This window comes from Glaciecola sp. HA4-3 (genome assembly GCF_055693685.1).
The window spans coordinates 215,367-228,779 of sequence record NZ_CM146340.1; the positions used below are offsets into that span (position 1 = coordinate 215,367).

Here is a 13,413-nt window from a genome sequence, read left to right on the forward strand (position 1 = left end):
TCTAAGCATACGTTTTAAAAATTTCGACCTGCTCATCTGTAATGTACCTTTCTAGTTTCTTTGCAGCTTTTGCAGGTAATTCACTTTTTCGGCGTATGCTGGAAGTTGGGTTTACGATTGGCACACCCCAGAACGGTGCTTGCTTGAAGATGACCGACAACAGACTCATTTCTCGATTAACTCTAACAGGAGCTTCGGCGTGCCTGAGATTGTAATACTCGGCAACATCCACAGAAGTGACCTCTGTCGCATATAAATGACCCAGCCTATGACGAAGTTGCCTTGCAGACTTAAGCTCGTCATCGTGTGTTGTGGACGCCTTTTTAGGTGATTCTTCAATCATGTAGCGGTCAATTAAATCTGCCAATGTCATCATTCTCTTCTGTTCAGGCATTAACTTGTAATAATTGGCCATTGCTAAGCTAAGTTCTCGCCCTAATTGATGATACTTATTGTCGATATCGACAAAATAAAACATGTTCGATTTTTTGTCTTGGTATACCTTCGGTGGGAGATGATTGTTTGAAGTACGTGGTCTACCCATTTTGATTCTCCTTAATTTTATTGAGCGGAGTGAGGTTTACTCGAACTTGCCTTTTCGATGTCGTCGGTGCAGTTATCGTTGACGCTGAAATTGAATTGACCAGAACCTGTGGGTAGCCATTTCGATCTTGTTTGAATGGGATGTTGGATTTTACTAAATGTTCGATTTGAAGCTTTCTGATTTTTGTACCAGTAAGTTTTTCGATATCGTGCTTTTCGATAAAAATTGAAGTTTGCATAACATTTCCTAAGTTAACGTATTCCAAAAAGTAATTAAACTTCCCACGTTAACTTCAATAAGGCCGGGAAATGCCGCGATTCCATTTAAAAGCTAGGCTAAACGAGCAAAAGATGCAATAGCTTGAGCTATTCAAAGTATCGAATAAACATTTATCACGGTCTCTAAAAAAGCCTATTTTCTGTACCAATTTGGCCCACCCTCAGCCCAATAAAAACAAGGGAAAAGCCAAATAGTGTATGGATTCCTACACACGTTTTTTGTATGCACTCAATACCAATTTGACCCACCTTGAGGCCACGCCGTTGCTGGATTGTGGTAAGAAAAGATGGCATCCATCGGGTGTACAATAAAAAAGGACATGATAAAAAAGTTGAAAATAAATTAAATTAATTTTGAAAAGTAGCAAAATTGGTGTGCTTTGAGCGCTGAAAAGCGAATTTATCCACCCATATTAGGTGGATAAATTATATGAAACATGTCGATTTTTAAATTATGAAGTATATCGCTGCGACTAATATTGATGAGTAAACGAGTGCCAAAATCCATTCATCGCGGCTTTCTTTTTTTGCTTTTTGCTTGTAGTCATTCCAAGTTTTCATCGATTTCACCATTTCAATTTGTCTGTGGGTCAGTAAAGCCTTATATTTATTCCATACTTCATAACTCTGACGGGATATACGGTTCGATGTGACCGATAGTCGTCGTGACTTCTGTTAAAAAGCGAGCTGCTTAAATAATACTATATGACTAACTTTATACAAGAGAACAGTAATCAGATTCCATGGTTTACAAGCCTTGTGGATGTCTTTGATTGGCTAGAAATAAAAGCTGAAAATTTCGATTGGCATTTTTCAGACATTGACGGTGGTTGGGCAGAATTAGATGATCCAGCTTGGGTTACAGGGACAGATTTAGCAAAAAAGCTAAAGGAACATGATTACCAATTCGTGTGGGCAGTAATTTCGGCATATCCAAAAGGTACGTTTCCGTTCACAAATCATAGGCCTTTTTCAGATGGAAATCGCGAATTGTGGACAGGTATTCCCAAGAAGCAATTAAGTGATTCACTGTTTGAAGTGATATGCTGGGACAGCAGCGCTACGCTGTTTATTGATTTACCCAAAGAGCTTGGCCATAGCTTATTAAATAATGCCCCTGGCATAAAAGATTTGAATGAAGAAAACAAACGTAGGAATTAGTAATCAAAATTTGAAAGATGTCGAATTAATTTATTTCAAGCTAGTTTCTCGTGAAATCGAATTACACGAATTTGAGGATTGGGTTTATTCGGAACAACAGCTCGAAGAATTATTAAATTCAGACGATTATCTAGAATTAATTTCAATAAACTTTAAAACGCCCCACAGGTTTATACGAAGCAGAGAAAATACTTTCTAGTTATTTTTCTATTGCCAAATATCATGAATGGAATATTCGCAATGTACTTCAAAAAATAGTCGAAAAACCTGATGAGGTTCATAAGTATATTAAACAGTGTTATGACCTGTATTGTGACGGTTTTCACTTTATGGATAACCTTGGTTTAGGTTATGGTCTAGTGCTCACTTGCCCCGATGACTTTAACGAAAATGTTGATGATTACTACCCACAAATATTAGATGAAGTTGATAAGTTATTGAGTTGGTTAGACACTGGCAAAATAGTTATTACGGGGTCTAGTGGCGAGTATCAGGGGATACAGTTTGATGACAATCGTAGTCCTAATGAGAAGCAGCCGACAGGTTATAAAAATCTGAAAAAGAAAAAATGGTGGCAATTCTGGTTGTGAATCTAGTCCCTTGAAACCAGAAGTTAGTACTCTTTTCACTTTTTCGATAATGATACTAAATTGGAATATATACTGTATGTAAATACAGTTCATATTGACTATTCCCCATTAGTGTGCAACATTAATTAGGAAATAAAAAAAGCGCCTACTGCAGGGAGAGTTATAAGGAATGTTATGAATAAGCTCAAAAAAAGTATTACCGTGAGGTTTTTCTCTATTGACGCGCAAGGTTCTTTTTTCAATGAGTTTGTTTCAAACTATCAGGCTAATCAGATCACTGAAAATCGAAATAGAGTAGTTAATATTCGCAACAAAAAACACTTAATAAAAGCTTCAGAAAGCTTTGAAATTTCTGGTGTGGAGGTGTTTCAGCTAACAGTAGTTCGGGAAAGAAATACTTGGCAAACAAAAGCTACTAGCGATGGAAAAATTTCATCAATTGCTGTGAATCAAGGGATCATTGGAGACCCATATTTTTTCTTGGTATTACCAGAGGCTAAAGTGATACTTGGTTTTACTTCAGGCCCTAGTGTCAGTTTGAAAAGTGTAGGCACATCTCTTTTAGAACAATTTTGTAATGACCGTGCTAATCAAATTAAACTTGACCTTATACCTAAAGAAGAAGAGTTTTCGCGTTTATCAGAAGTTGAAGATTACAGCAGTCTCCACTTTAAGATTGGAACCTCCTCACTGTCAGACGTGTCGGAGCATGCACCTCAATTAATTAAAGATTTGAGCAGTGCACCATACTTAGCAAATAACATGCAACTTGCGTTGGACTTCGACATAGATGAGAAAAATAGCTTAGGCCTTTCAAAAGAAAACGTTATTGAAATTGTGAGTTATTTATCAAACCATGATGATTGTACAGTGCTAAAAGTGAAAGGTAAAAAAGAGGACGGCTCTAGTTTCCATCTGGATTTTGGCAATGCATTCTTGAACTTTAAAACAGATATCACAACACGACAAAAGTTTATAGAGGAGTCAGTAGCTAAAAAAGTACTAGCACAAGCTACTGTTAGTTACTTTGGAGAGAATTGACGTTTTCTTTCAACATTTATTCATTTAGATTTAATGAATTTATAATCAAATTTGTTTTAATTGTTTATTTTGTTGGCCATAAACAGTAATTCTTTCCTAGTTATTGAATGAACATTTTCTAAACTTCCGTTTTCATACAACTCTATTAAATTTTGTAACGAATCAATTGTAATATTACTAGCAATTTTGTCGTTTAACTCTTTTGCGGATTCTCTAGTTAGCCCAATGTTAATTAGATTTATCATTCTTTCGTCACTAGCCCCTATTTCCATGTACGTATGTAGCTTTGTAGTAGAGATATCAAGCTTTTTTAACGCGATAACGTTAGACATAAGAACATGATAGCACTTGAGGGCGTTAGCCATTCTAAAGCGTATATCGTTGTTGATAACCTTTATAACGTCTCTAACTGCTTTGTTAGGATTTACTTCAACTTCCATGGTCGTTTTTGTTACGTTCCATCCATGCAATTTGCTCAGTTATAATACTCTTTAAGCTATCACCCTGAATCCATTTGGCGGCAATCACGCACATATATTGAGTAAAATATTCACCGGTTGGTGTATAAACACCAAACAGCTCAAGCTTATCGCAGACTGTTACTAAAGTTTGATAAAGTTGTGTTGATTTTGGGTGCGGTAACGCCCACACCTCAAGATTTTTGGTACTAGTTAAAAAGTTAAAAAGTTTGTTCTGCTGTATGTAACCGATCGTAGGACTCGCTTCTAATGTAAAGGGAGCTACTTTTAATCCCTGATGAGCAGTTTGTGCTGCTTCAGCTAACAAAGATTTTTCTGTATCCGTTAAATCCAATTCAGGCGCTGAAAGTGTCTTTGCTAAATTGCCCTCAGCAATTTCCTTTATCAATTTATTCGCGATAGTGTAAAATTTATATTGGTTTTCTCCGTCATGCGCATAAACGCCCTCTAATGCTTCTAAAACTATGAGTAAGTCTTCGTTCAAAGCTTTAAAATATGTAGGGATTTTTTCTTCCTCATCGTCCTTTTCATCAAAGTAATCTTGAATTTGCCAGTCTTCCGGCTCAAAAATAAAAACGTTACCAGCAAAGTGCTCGAGCATTCTTCCTGCTCTACCTGTTATATTGTTGAGTTTTACATCTTCTAGCCTTTCTGGCGCTTCTCTTCCCTTTGATTGCATAGGTTTATGAAGAAATAGATTTTTTGCAGGTAAGTTTACTCCTTCAGCTAGTGTACTAGTGCAAGCAATAAAGCTAACTAAACCTTCCTTTACTAGGTTTTCAATCATTACTCTCAATGAGCTTGGTAACGGTCCATAATGGAAAGCAACTCCTTTCCGCAAGTTAGAAGCTAGAGTGAAATCTTCGTGAATGAACTCTTCAACATAGCTTGCTGCCTCTTCTAGCTCTGCGGTAGGTTCAAAGTCAATTATCTTATTTGCTATTGCCTGCGCCATATTTTCACAGTAATTAGTCTGATTCCTGTAGATAATATTGCTACTTCCTTGCCCGAGTTTATATGCGACGTCCGACAAATGCTTTCCTGTAAATCCTTTCGTGATTATTGCCTGATTGTTTGTATTAAGTCTTTTTAAAACAAGTTCTTTCTTAACAGCTCTCACTTCGATTAATATTTTTGCTACTGGTGATAAAGTCGTAATTGCTTTTTTAAATTCAATGTTCTTAAATACAGTAGAGAAGGAGTCTTGATAGCTTGGAGAAGGCATGCTGATTATTACTTGAGGTAGACTATCTTCTAATAACTTTTCTATTGTTAGATGCAGCAGAACGCCTCTACTTTCGTCCGCAATATTATGTGCTTCATCGATAAATAAATAGTTAAACGTTAAGTCACCAATCTGCAGTGCATCAAACAATCGCTCTTGTGTCATGACAAAAAATGTCATATCGGCGTACCCAGTATCCTTAGGGACAGTGCAGATCTCTATTTCTTTCTCGTAGTTTTGTTCTTTAGCAATTTCATATAATTTGTTTGCGACTTCGCTAATTAAAGCTCTGGTTGGCACCACAATAGCGGTAAATGCACCATCTGATTCAATCATTTCTCTAATTAAATAACTTAAGATTATATGAGTTTTACCTGCTGAAGTAGGTGCGACAGTTATAACATCTTCTTCCGATGTCAAGTCCTCCCAAAGTGTTCTTTGAAAATTAGTCAGTGGAAAACTTAAATGTTCAACGGTATTAAGTTCTTGCCTAAATTCTGCTTCTGCCTCAGCCACAAAACTGTATCTAAAATTCAGCTCAGGATATGCATTCCCCAGTAGCTTGAGGTTTGGAAAGTCGCCAGCTACTGAGAAAACTTTGTTAGCTATCACTAATATTTCTGGGTAACTGTTACCGCATACATCCAGAAGCATTGAGAGGATTGTTGCGCCTTCTATTCGGAATTTTGCGTTATTAACTCGATAAAGGTACTGCGCTATCAAAGCAATTTGAACAGCATGCTTACGATCTAGAGATATTTCGCTTCCAACCATCTTATGAATATAAGATTGAAATAAGGCTCCGCTAGCTTGTTTATAATCATCACTTAAAACCGCCTTGCTGGAAAGCTTTTCAATAAAATTGCTCATGGTTGAATATTCATATAGTCAACAAATTGTTGTACAAGGTCATCAACACAATTAAACGGTAATATCATCAATATAGTTTTATTGATATCTAAGCCTTGTTTTTCTATCTTTGTATAAAAGTCTCCAACGTATTCGTTAGCAATATCTATATACATTTCTTCAAAATTTTCAGATGGACACTGGACTAGATCGGGTTGGGTAAAACCTATAAAACATGAATTATTTAAAACTTGATCGATATCATTGTTTATCAACGGGTTTAGTATATCTAACAATTGGTCTTCCAAATGTGGCTCTAAATTAGGGAAATCCATATCACTTTCAATCAGATCAAATTCTATCTGATATTTATCGGTTGCAGATTTAATAGATTTGGCTGCATCTGATGCAGCGCCTTTGAAATTTTTATAAAGCTTTGATTCACCAAGGAATAATTTAAATTTGTTGTTGTAGAACTGGCCATGCACAGCATCAGCACCGAAAACAGGAATTCTTGGTGCTTGATTGCTCGAAAGTTTGCTGATTAATTTGGGAGCTTCTAAATAAATATCAATCAGTGTAAATAAAATTAACTCCCCCAATTCACCTTTAGCAGTGTGTTGACTTAGCTTACGAATTGCTTTTTCAAATAGTCGCTCGGCTGCTCCTTCCTTTTTGCGACCTAGTTGTTTCTCAATTTCAGAGCACTTTAAGACAAAGTTAACCATTATTTCGCTTTTGATAGCTTCAAAAAATTGAATTAAAGGTTCTGGATTTGTTTCTAAAGGTAAATATATTAAAAGAGTTTCGACATCTCTATTGTCTGCCAATTGATAGCTTACGTTGATTTTCCGAAGTACTTTTTTTAAAGCTTCGCCGTTTGTCAATTGAGGTTGAAGTCTGATGTCCATAAAAACTCTTTTCCATGTCTTGTTAAAGATAGTACCAAAACCCTCATAACTTTCAACGTATAGAAACACTTAACAGTTGGAAGCTATAGATGATAATCCAATCTTGTTTAGGATAGAAAAAATATGATTTCAAATTCGCGCTGTCACGAGAAGGTTTGAAGATACATAAAACGGCCAAAAGCTTTTTTCTAGGCTCCGCCCTCCTGCCGAATTCACCATAAAAACTGATGTTCTAAGCAAGATAGGCGAAACCAGTACTGGGCTTAAAGATCCACCGTCTTTCGTTGGTGTCGCTCCCATCTGCGCGCCCCAGCATCCTGTCGTATCCTATGTGTTCCTCTTCGCTGTTATTGGCCGCGTTTTCTCATACCACGCCTGAAACTCCACTCAACCTTAGACAGTTCGCTCCACGCTGCGCCCTATGCAAACACTCCCCGTTAGGCGCAACATCTAGAACTATTTTGCAACAAACACATGCTTCCAATCAAAATAGCTACGCTAATGCGAAAATCTAGATGCATTTTACGAAGCGCATGATTAATTGCGAAGTGATAGGTTTTGCTAGACACGAGTTTGCCCCTCAGTTAATAATTAACTGATTTTTAGAGATTAGTTATAGTCTGGCAACTACGACTGGTGAGGCGTTATTGGTTCGTTTACCTGTAACTTCACAATCAACATTAATCCGAGTTCATAGCTCGGTTTTTTGCTTTATGCGCTTCGTGAACGTGATTTTTCGATAAAACCTCCTTAAAAATGATTTCCAAATACGCAAGTCTGGTTGAACCAAAACATGCGGTCTGCAAGTCAGTTTTTGGAAGTTCTATTTGGAAGGGTTTTCAGTGTAACGCACTGAAAGTTATGTGAATTGTCGATTTGGGTTGGCGGATTGAAAATCCGCGTGTCCCTGGTTCGATCCCGGGTCGAGGCACCATTTATTCTAAAAGCCCTGCAGGAGATTGCGGGGCTTTTTATTATCCGTTTGGGACACGCGATGCGTGTCCCTGCCCATCCGGTGAGTCACGATCCCGGGTCGAGGAACAATTATTTTAAGAGCCCTGAACAGAAAAGTACGGTTTTTGTCGTAAAGTAATAAAATTAATACTAAAGGACCAAATTAGTCATTTTGGCGTGTTAATCACCTACCATCTTTGCACTTGTCAAATCACGCAAATCACCAAATACGCGATTCAAATGCACATTTTTACTAACGAAAATTACACAAATGACGAATTGCTCCTTATAAAAAGTGAGCATAGGTCTTCATATCTCAAACTATTCAAAAGCACCTTGGTAGTGCAGTTTTTCTTTCCCATTGCGTTATTTTTAGTCTTTTATGAGTATGTCTCAAAGGAAGTATTATTAACCTTAGTTAGCGTTACTTTTGTGTATCACAATACTCAGAGGTTTGCTTACTTTTGGTTGGTATAATAAAGGGCGCGACCAAAAGGAAACCTTTGTATTTGAATTAAGCTCCCAGATATTAACATTTTGTGCGGCGATACTGTGGGGGAGTACAGTCTTTATTGTAGATTTTACAGCCTATCCAGAAGCATCGGTTCTCTTAAACATAGTTATAGTAGGATTATCAGCCGGCTCTGTTGGGATCGGTAGTTATTGGTTTGGATATTTTCTTGTTTACAACATTACCGTTATATCAATTTACATTGCTGGCTACTTGTTTTCATTGGCCGAGTCATATGTGCTATTGCCAGTATCATTTGTCATGTTCTTTATATTCTTAGTACAAATAGCGCTAGAGTTTCATCGGGGTAATGCACAAAATATTTGGCTAAGGAAGAAAACGGAGAAACTCGCAAACAGTTTAGATTTGAAAAAACAAGAAGCCGAAAAGTATGCTTCGTCAAGAGCTAGATTTTTATCTTCTGCAAGCCATGATTTAAGACAACCGCTTCAAGCCTTAAGTTTTTTGCTTTCGGCTTTACTACCGCACCTAAAAACCCAAAAATCACTTAATCTATATGGTCAATTAGAAAAATGTTCAGAAAGTATGAACGAACTTTTAAATTCGATACTTGATGTTTCAAAACTCGACGCAAATATAATACCAGTTGATAAAACACCAGTGTGCATAAATAGCTTACTTAAAGATCTTTATCAACAATTTCTTATACAAACGAATAAAAAAGGCCTAATACTTTCGTTCGATAGTAGCGAATATTATGTATATACTGACAGCCTTCTTCTAAGGCGGATTTTAAGTAATTTGTTGGCAAATGCGATCACGTATACTAATAATGGAAAGGTAGAAGTTAATTTAACATTAAGACACGATAACCAACTTGATATCAGTATTAAGGATAATGGCTTAGGTCTTACGGATGAAGAACAGATAAGAGTCTTTGAAGAATTTTATCAAGTTGACAACCCCGAGCGCGACAAACAAAAAGGTTTGGGGTTAGGTTTGTCAATTGTTAAGCGACTTTGCGATATGCTTGATATCTCGCTTTGTGTTCAATCAATCAAAGGACTTGGCAGCAGCTTCACCTTAACATTACCAATTATCGACAAACCAAATGAAGGTTTCGCCCCTGCAACAACATGTTCTACTCAATTCTCGACTTCGCGCAGTATCGGAAAACGAATTTTTATAATTGAAGATGATATTTCAATAAGAGAAAGCCTAAGTCATCTGCTAGCGCAATGGGGTTGTAAAGTAATGACTTCAGCTTCATCAGAGGAAGCTTGCAAAACTATACAACAGTTCACATTTTATCCGGATTTAATTATTTCGGACTATCGTTTACGTGACAACAAAAATGGTATTACGGCGATACAAAGCGTGAAAAATTTCCTTGATAATCCAAATATCCCAGCGTTTATTATCTCTGGCGACACTGCGCCTGATCGATTAAAAGAGGTTTTATCGAGCGGTTATCATTTTATGCATAAGCCAGTTAAGCCAGCAAACTTGCGAAGCGCCATCCAAAAGGCATTCGGTATTTCATAATTACACTGTATCGCTTTGTATCGATATTTAATTCGTTCGGTCAAAAAAGCTCTTTCTTTACTACATAGCTATTAAGAGCTGCTCTTAACTTGGATGGCTTAAGTGGCTTTGTTAACAGGCTATATCCACTATTTGAAATGAGGTTGATTAGCTGTGAACCGGTGTCGCCTGACAATATTACACCTAGTATTTCTCGATTTAATTGAGCGTTAATTTGCTTTATTGTTTCGATTCCGTTTTCTTGATTTTGTAATCGGTAGTCTGAGATGATGATATCCGGTTTAAATTCACTATGAACAAGGATGTAGTCAATTGCTTTGTTAGCACTGGAAAAGCTTTTTACATTACAACCCCACGAATTAACAGATAACGTTAGGCTATTTCTAATTTCATCATCATCATCAATAAATAATATTTCTAAACCAGACAATATTGATAGTTCAGGCGCTGTAAAAGAACTTTGTACTAGTTCAGGGTTGCCTTTTGGAACCTGTATACTAAAAGTAACTCCCTTATCTTTATTGTTCGAGATATCAATATCCCAGTTTTGTAAGTCACATAATTTTTTTACAATAGCTAAGCCTAGACCTAGACCTTTCTTTTGTTGTCTTTCAGGGTTATTCAATTGATAAAAAGGCTTAAAGATATTATCTAATTCATTATCAGGAATACCCACTCCACTATCACTGACCCCGATAATGACTGTATCTTCGTTTTGTGAGGCACTTATGTTGATCTTTCCTTGGCTTGTATAACGCAAAGCATTACTTAAAAAATTGCTGAGCACTTGCTTAAGCAAAACCTTGTCAGCAAAGACAGTATTGGTATTGTAAATAGTAGAAAATCGCAATCCTTTTTGCTTGAATAGTGGATCAAATTCTTTCGTTAATTCGGTAAAAAAGGGAGCAATCAAGATATGTTCAGGCAATGGTTTTACCTGTTGTGCCTCTAGTTTAGAAATATCCAATAAGCTTTCCAATATACTAGACATACTCAAGGCACTTTTTTCAAGCTGAGCAACTATTTGCGTATCCAATGTTTGCTGAACGGGGTGTTTGAGTGTGTCGATATAAAAAAATATCGATTGAAGAGGTTGTCGCATATCATGACTAGCAGCAGCGATAAAATGGGATTTTTCAAGATTAGCTTGCTCTGATTCTAATCTAGCTTCTTCTTGCTGTTGCTTAAATATTAAGGTGTTTAACAAGTCTCTATTGATAGTAAATGAAAAAATAAATGATGAAAGCCAAAGGAACATAATAATAAAAATTAGTATTACGAAATCGTCTGGTTGAACATAATATAGTTTGATCACGAGCGAAAGCATAGGTAGTGTCAAAAACATTGTTTGACGGGACAAATAATAACTCAAACCATAAGCCGTGGTGCCGGTTAGTGAGATCAGGCAAACTAACATGGTATAGATAGGTAAAGGGCCATTGTTTTGAATAAATATCCATGGCGCAATTGTCAACGCAATAATATAAAACGCTAATGGAGTGTAACTAATCTGAAACCAAGTTCTGGAAGAAAATAAACTGGGTTGTCTGTTTATTAGTGTATATATAATCAGCGTACTGATACCCATCAAACTGCTTAGGGTAAACCATAAGGTGGTTTCCTGCAGATTCGCACTTTGTCGGAGTAAATAATAAATAAATGGTGTTGCCGTGAATACCCCCCAATGTAATTAGGCAACATTGCTTTATTGTATGCTTCAAAAACTTTCTCATTCGCAAGTTCTGACGAGTCGTTAGTAAACAGGCTTTTTAGTCTAGTTTTATTAGAATAATTACGGCGTGGATTATGATTTTCAATCGTCATTTGATACAAGTTGGAGTTCAAAAATAATTAAGGTTACAGTTTACACAATATAGGGAGTCTTGTTTTGCTACTAAGGAACTATTTATCAAATGTTGATACATTTTTGTGTAAGTATGTTACATATCATTTTATCTTTAACAAAGTCTGATACCTTAAAAAGTGAACTCAAATTTTAATATAGTCAGTATTGATGATCATCCAATGTTTGGATTTGGCTTAAGGCAATCTCTAGAAACGATAAATGAAGATTTCAGAGTAAAGACTATTTCAGATCCACAAAAAGCTCTCGACTATGTGGTAAACAATCACAATATCGATCTGATATTGTTAGATTTATCTATGCCTAGATTTGACGGTACCGCCTTTCTTCGGGCCATGCATTCAAATGGAATTCAGGCACCGGTTGCGATTTTGTCTGCGCAAGAAGATATCGATTTGTTAAGAGATGCATTGAGCTTGGGCGTACTAGGAATCATATCTAAGAATAGAAGAGTGGATGAAATTTCATTGGATATTAGAAGAATATTGACGGGTGAAATTGTCATTCCAGATCATTTATCGAGGTCAATCAGTGCCATCTCAAAATTTGCACAAGAAAATACGCAAACTGTATTGAGCAAACGTCAATTTGAAATTTTAAAAATGGTTCAGGCGGGGTTAACTAATAATGGTATTGGGTCAGTCTTGTACATTAGTGAATTAACGGTTAAGTCGCACTTAAGGACTATTTTTAAAATATTAGGTGCTACAAATCGTATTGATTGTGTGCGTAAAGCTGAAAATCTTAATATATTAAAAAAAACGACTATCAGGCGCTGAGACATATTTTGCTCAGCGCTTGATAACGTTAGCTAATTTCAACTAGCTGTTTTTCTTCTAAATAGTATAAAAAGCGCTACGCCTAGAATACTAAACACTGCTGGCGACGATACGTGGTCGATAACGTTAGAGCGTGTGTTAGTAAATGAAAAACTTAAATCATTATATAGAAATGGACCTTCAAACAGATCTTCAAAACTAACAAGTGTCTTTCCTGGTTGCCAATTCTGTTCAACTCTTGCATGAGTAGCTAAATCGGGATTTCGTGACGCTGCTCCTGTGAAATAATTTCTTCGTTCATTTTGCACGTACAGTCTGAAAATCAGTTCTGTATTTGGTGCAAAAGATCCTAAGTTAAATGTACTTCCTACCGCAGATGCTTTGTTATTGAAGATAAAAATATCATTTGAAAAATCCCCGTCATCTCCAGGATTCCCGAATGCATCAACTATTAAATAAAGATCGTTTACAAAACTGGCAGTGTTTCCTTCGTATGTTGCAATAACGTCAGAACTACTATTAACTCTTACTTGCAATCCTTCTGTTCCCGATACAGCAATGGGAATACTGTGTGATTTAAAAGATACTATGACAAGAATAAGTACCGTTAATATTGTTAAGCGCATGATTTTACTTCCTTTTATAGTTTGATTTTTAGACCACTTTGAGTCGACCGTTTGTTAATTAACGATTTTCCATCCAGTAGCCAAGTGGTAGCCTG

General features: G+C 36.5%; 12 protein-coding genes. 5 read left to right on the forward strand and 7 right to left on the reverse strand.

The annotated features are described in order from the left end of the window. Position 1: 1 nt before the first annotated feature. Together ACZ1G6_RS00990 and ACZ1G6_RS00995 are read right to left on the reverse strand one after the other, a co-directional pair. A complete protein-coding gene (locus tag ACZ1G6_RS00990; protein ID WP_472617668.1) occupies positions 2–544 on the reverse strand; it encodes a hypothetical protein in 543 nt (180 codons plus the stop codon). Next, complete coding sequence (locus ACZ1G6_RS00995) at positions 537–782, reverse strand: DUF4224 domain-containing protein (protein WP_472617669.1); 246 nt, start codon at positions 780–782, stop codon at positions 537–539. Before ACZ1G6_RS00995 ends, ACZ1G6_RS00990 begins: the two co-directional genes overlap by 8 nt. 745 nt (positions 783–1,527) lie before the next feature. Here ACZ1G6_RS00995 and ACZ1G6_RS01000 point away from each other — a divergent pair. From ACZ1G6_RS01000 to ACZ1G6_RS01010, 3 genes are all read left to right on the forward strand, one after another. Next, positions 1,528–1,983: a hypothetical protein gene (locus tag ACZ1G6_RS01000; protein ID WP_472617670.1), complete on the forward strand. Its 456-nt coding sequence runs from the start codon at positions 1,528–1,530 to the stop codon at positions 1,981–1,983. Between the two features lie 329 nt (positions 1,984–2,312). Beyond that, on the forward strand, positions 2,313–2,573 hold the full coding sequence (locus ACZ1G6_RS01005; protein ID WP_472617671.1) for a hypothetical protein: 261 nt from the start codon (positions 2,313–2,315) through the stop codon (positions 2,571–2,573). Between the two features lie 174 nt (positions 2,574–2,747). Beyond that, positions 2,748–3,614, forward strand: coding sequence for a DUF6731 family protein (locus ACZ1G6_RS01010; protein WP_472617672.1), 867 nt, complete (start codon positions 2,748–2,750; stop codon positions 3,612–3,614). 56 nt (positions 3,615–3,670) lie between these two features. Here ACZ1G6_RS01010 and ACZ1G6_RS01015 read toward each other — a convergent pair whose 3' ends face one another. From ACZ1G6_RS01015 to ACZ1G6_RS01025, 3 genes are read right to left on the reverse strand one after another with little or no spacing between them, the layout of a single operon-like run. After that, positions 3,671–4,054 (reverse strand): hypothetical protein, encoded by a 384-nt coding sequence (locus tag ACZ1G6_RS01015; protein ID WP_472617673.1) that lies wholly within the window; start codon positions 4,052–4,054, stop codon positions 3,671–3,673. Then, the gene (locus tag ACZ1G6_RS01020; RefSeq protein WP_472617674.1) at positions 4,044–6,188 is read right to left on the reverse strand and encodes a DEAD/DEAH box helicase; all 2,145 of its coding nucleotides are present in this window, start codon (positions 6,186–6,188) and stop codon (positions 4,044–4,046) included. The genes ACZ1G6_RS01015 and ACZ1G6_RS01020 overlap by 11 nt, the downstream gene beginning before the upstream one ends. Next, positions 6,185–7,078: a HamA C-terminal domain-containing protein gene (locus tag ACZ1G6_RS01025; protein ID WP_472617675.1), complete on the reverse strand. Its 894-nt coding sequence runs from the start codon at positions 7,076–7,078 to the stop codon at positions 6,185–6,187. The genes ACZ1G6_RS01020 and ACZ1G6_RS01025 overlap by 4 nt, the downstream gene beginning before the upstream one ends. Before the next feature lie 1,384 nt (positions 7,079–8,462). On the opposite strand from ACZ1G6_RS01025, the gene ACZ1G6_RS01030 reads away from it, so the two are divergent. Beyond that, positions 8,463–10,049 carry a hybrid sensor histidine kinase/response regulator gene (locus ACZ1G6_RS01030; protein WP_472617676.1) on the forward strand — a complete coding sequence of 529 codons (1,587 nt, stop codon included), beginning with the start codon at positions 8,463–8,465 and terminating at the stop codon, positions 10,047–10,049. A 40-nt stretch (positions 10,050–10,089) separates the two neighbouring features. On the opposite strand, the gene ACZ1G6_RS01035 is transcribed toward ACZ1G6_RS01030, so the two are convergent. Then, positions 10,090–11,307 carry a hybrid sensor histidine kinase/response regulator gene (locus tag ACZ1G6_RS01035; protein WP_472617677.1) on the reverse strand — a complete coding sequence of 406 codons (1,218 nt, stop codon included), beginning with the start codon at positions 11,305–11,307 and terminating at the stop codon, positions 10,090–10,092. 725 nt (positions 11,308–12,032) lie between these two features. On the opposite strand from ACZ1G6_RS01035, the gene ACZ1G6_RS01040 reads away from it, so the two are divergent. After that, on the forward strand, positions 12,033–12,692 hold the full coding sequence (locus ACZ1G6_RS01040; protein WP_472617678.1) for a response regulator: 660 nt from the start codon (positions 12,033–12,035) through the stop codon (positions 12,690–12,692). A gap of 38 nt (positions 12,693–12,730) precedes the next feature. On the opposite strand, the gene ACZ1G6_RS01045 is transcribed toward ACZ1G6_RS01040, so the two are convergent. Then, a complete protein-coding gene (locus ACZ1G6_RS01045) occupies positions 12,731–13,318 on the reverse strand; it encodes a hypothetical protein (RefSeq protein WP_472617679.1) in 588 nt (195 codons plus the stop codon). Positions 13,319–13,413 lie beyond the last annotated feature (95 nt).

Excerpts from the sequence above, each read along its gene's own strand:
- ACZ1G6_RS00990 (WP_472617668.1), bottom strand. The coding sequence starts at position 544 with ATGGGTAGACCACGTACTTCAAACAATCATCTCCCACCGAAGGTATAC.
- ACZ1G6_RS00995 (WP_472617669.1), bottom strand. The coding sequence starts at position 782 with ATGCAAACTTCAATTTTTATCGAAAAGCACGATATCGAAAAACTTACT.
- ACZ1G6_RS01000 (WP_472617670.1), top strand. The coding sequence starts at position 1,528 with ATGACTAACTTTATACAAGAGAACAGTAATCAGATTCCATGGTTTACA.
- ACZ1G6_RS01005 (WP_472617671.1), top strand. The coding sequence starts at position 2,313 with ATGGATAACCTTGGTTTAGGTTATGGTCTAGTGCTCACTTGCCCCGAT.
- ACZ1G6_RS01010 (WP_472617672.1), top strand. The coding sequence starts at position 2,748 with ATGAATAAGCTCAAAAAAAGTATTACCGTGAGGTTTTTCTCTATTGAC.
- ACZ1G6_RS01015 (WP_472617673.1), bottom strand. The coding sequence starts at position 4,054 with ATGGAAGTTGAAGTAAATCCTAACAAAGCAGTTAGAGACGTTATAAAG.
- ACZ1G6_RS01020 (WP_472617674.1), bottom strand. The coding sequence starts at position 6,188 with ATGAGCAATTTTATTGAAAAGCTTTCCAGCAAGGCGGTTTTAAGTGAT.
- ACZ1G6_RS01025 (WP_472617675.1), bottom strand. The coding sequence starts at position 7,078 with ATGGACATCAGACTTCAACCTCAATTGACAAACGGCGAAGCTTTAAAA.
- ACZ1G6_RS01035 (WP_472617677.1), bottom strand. The coding sequence starts at position 11,307 with ATGTTCCTTTGGCTTTCATCATTTATTTTTTCATTTACTATCAATAGA.
- ACZ1G6_RS01045 (WP_472617679.1), bottom strand. The coding sequence starts at position 13,318 with ATGCGCTTAACAATATTAACGGTACTTATTCTTGTCATAGTATCTTTT.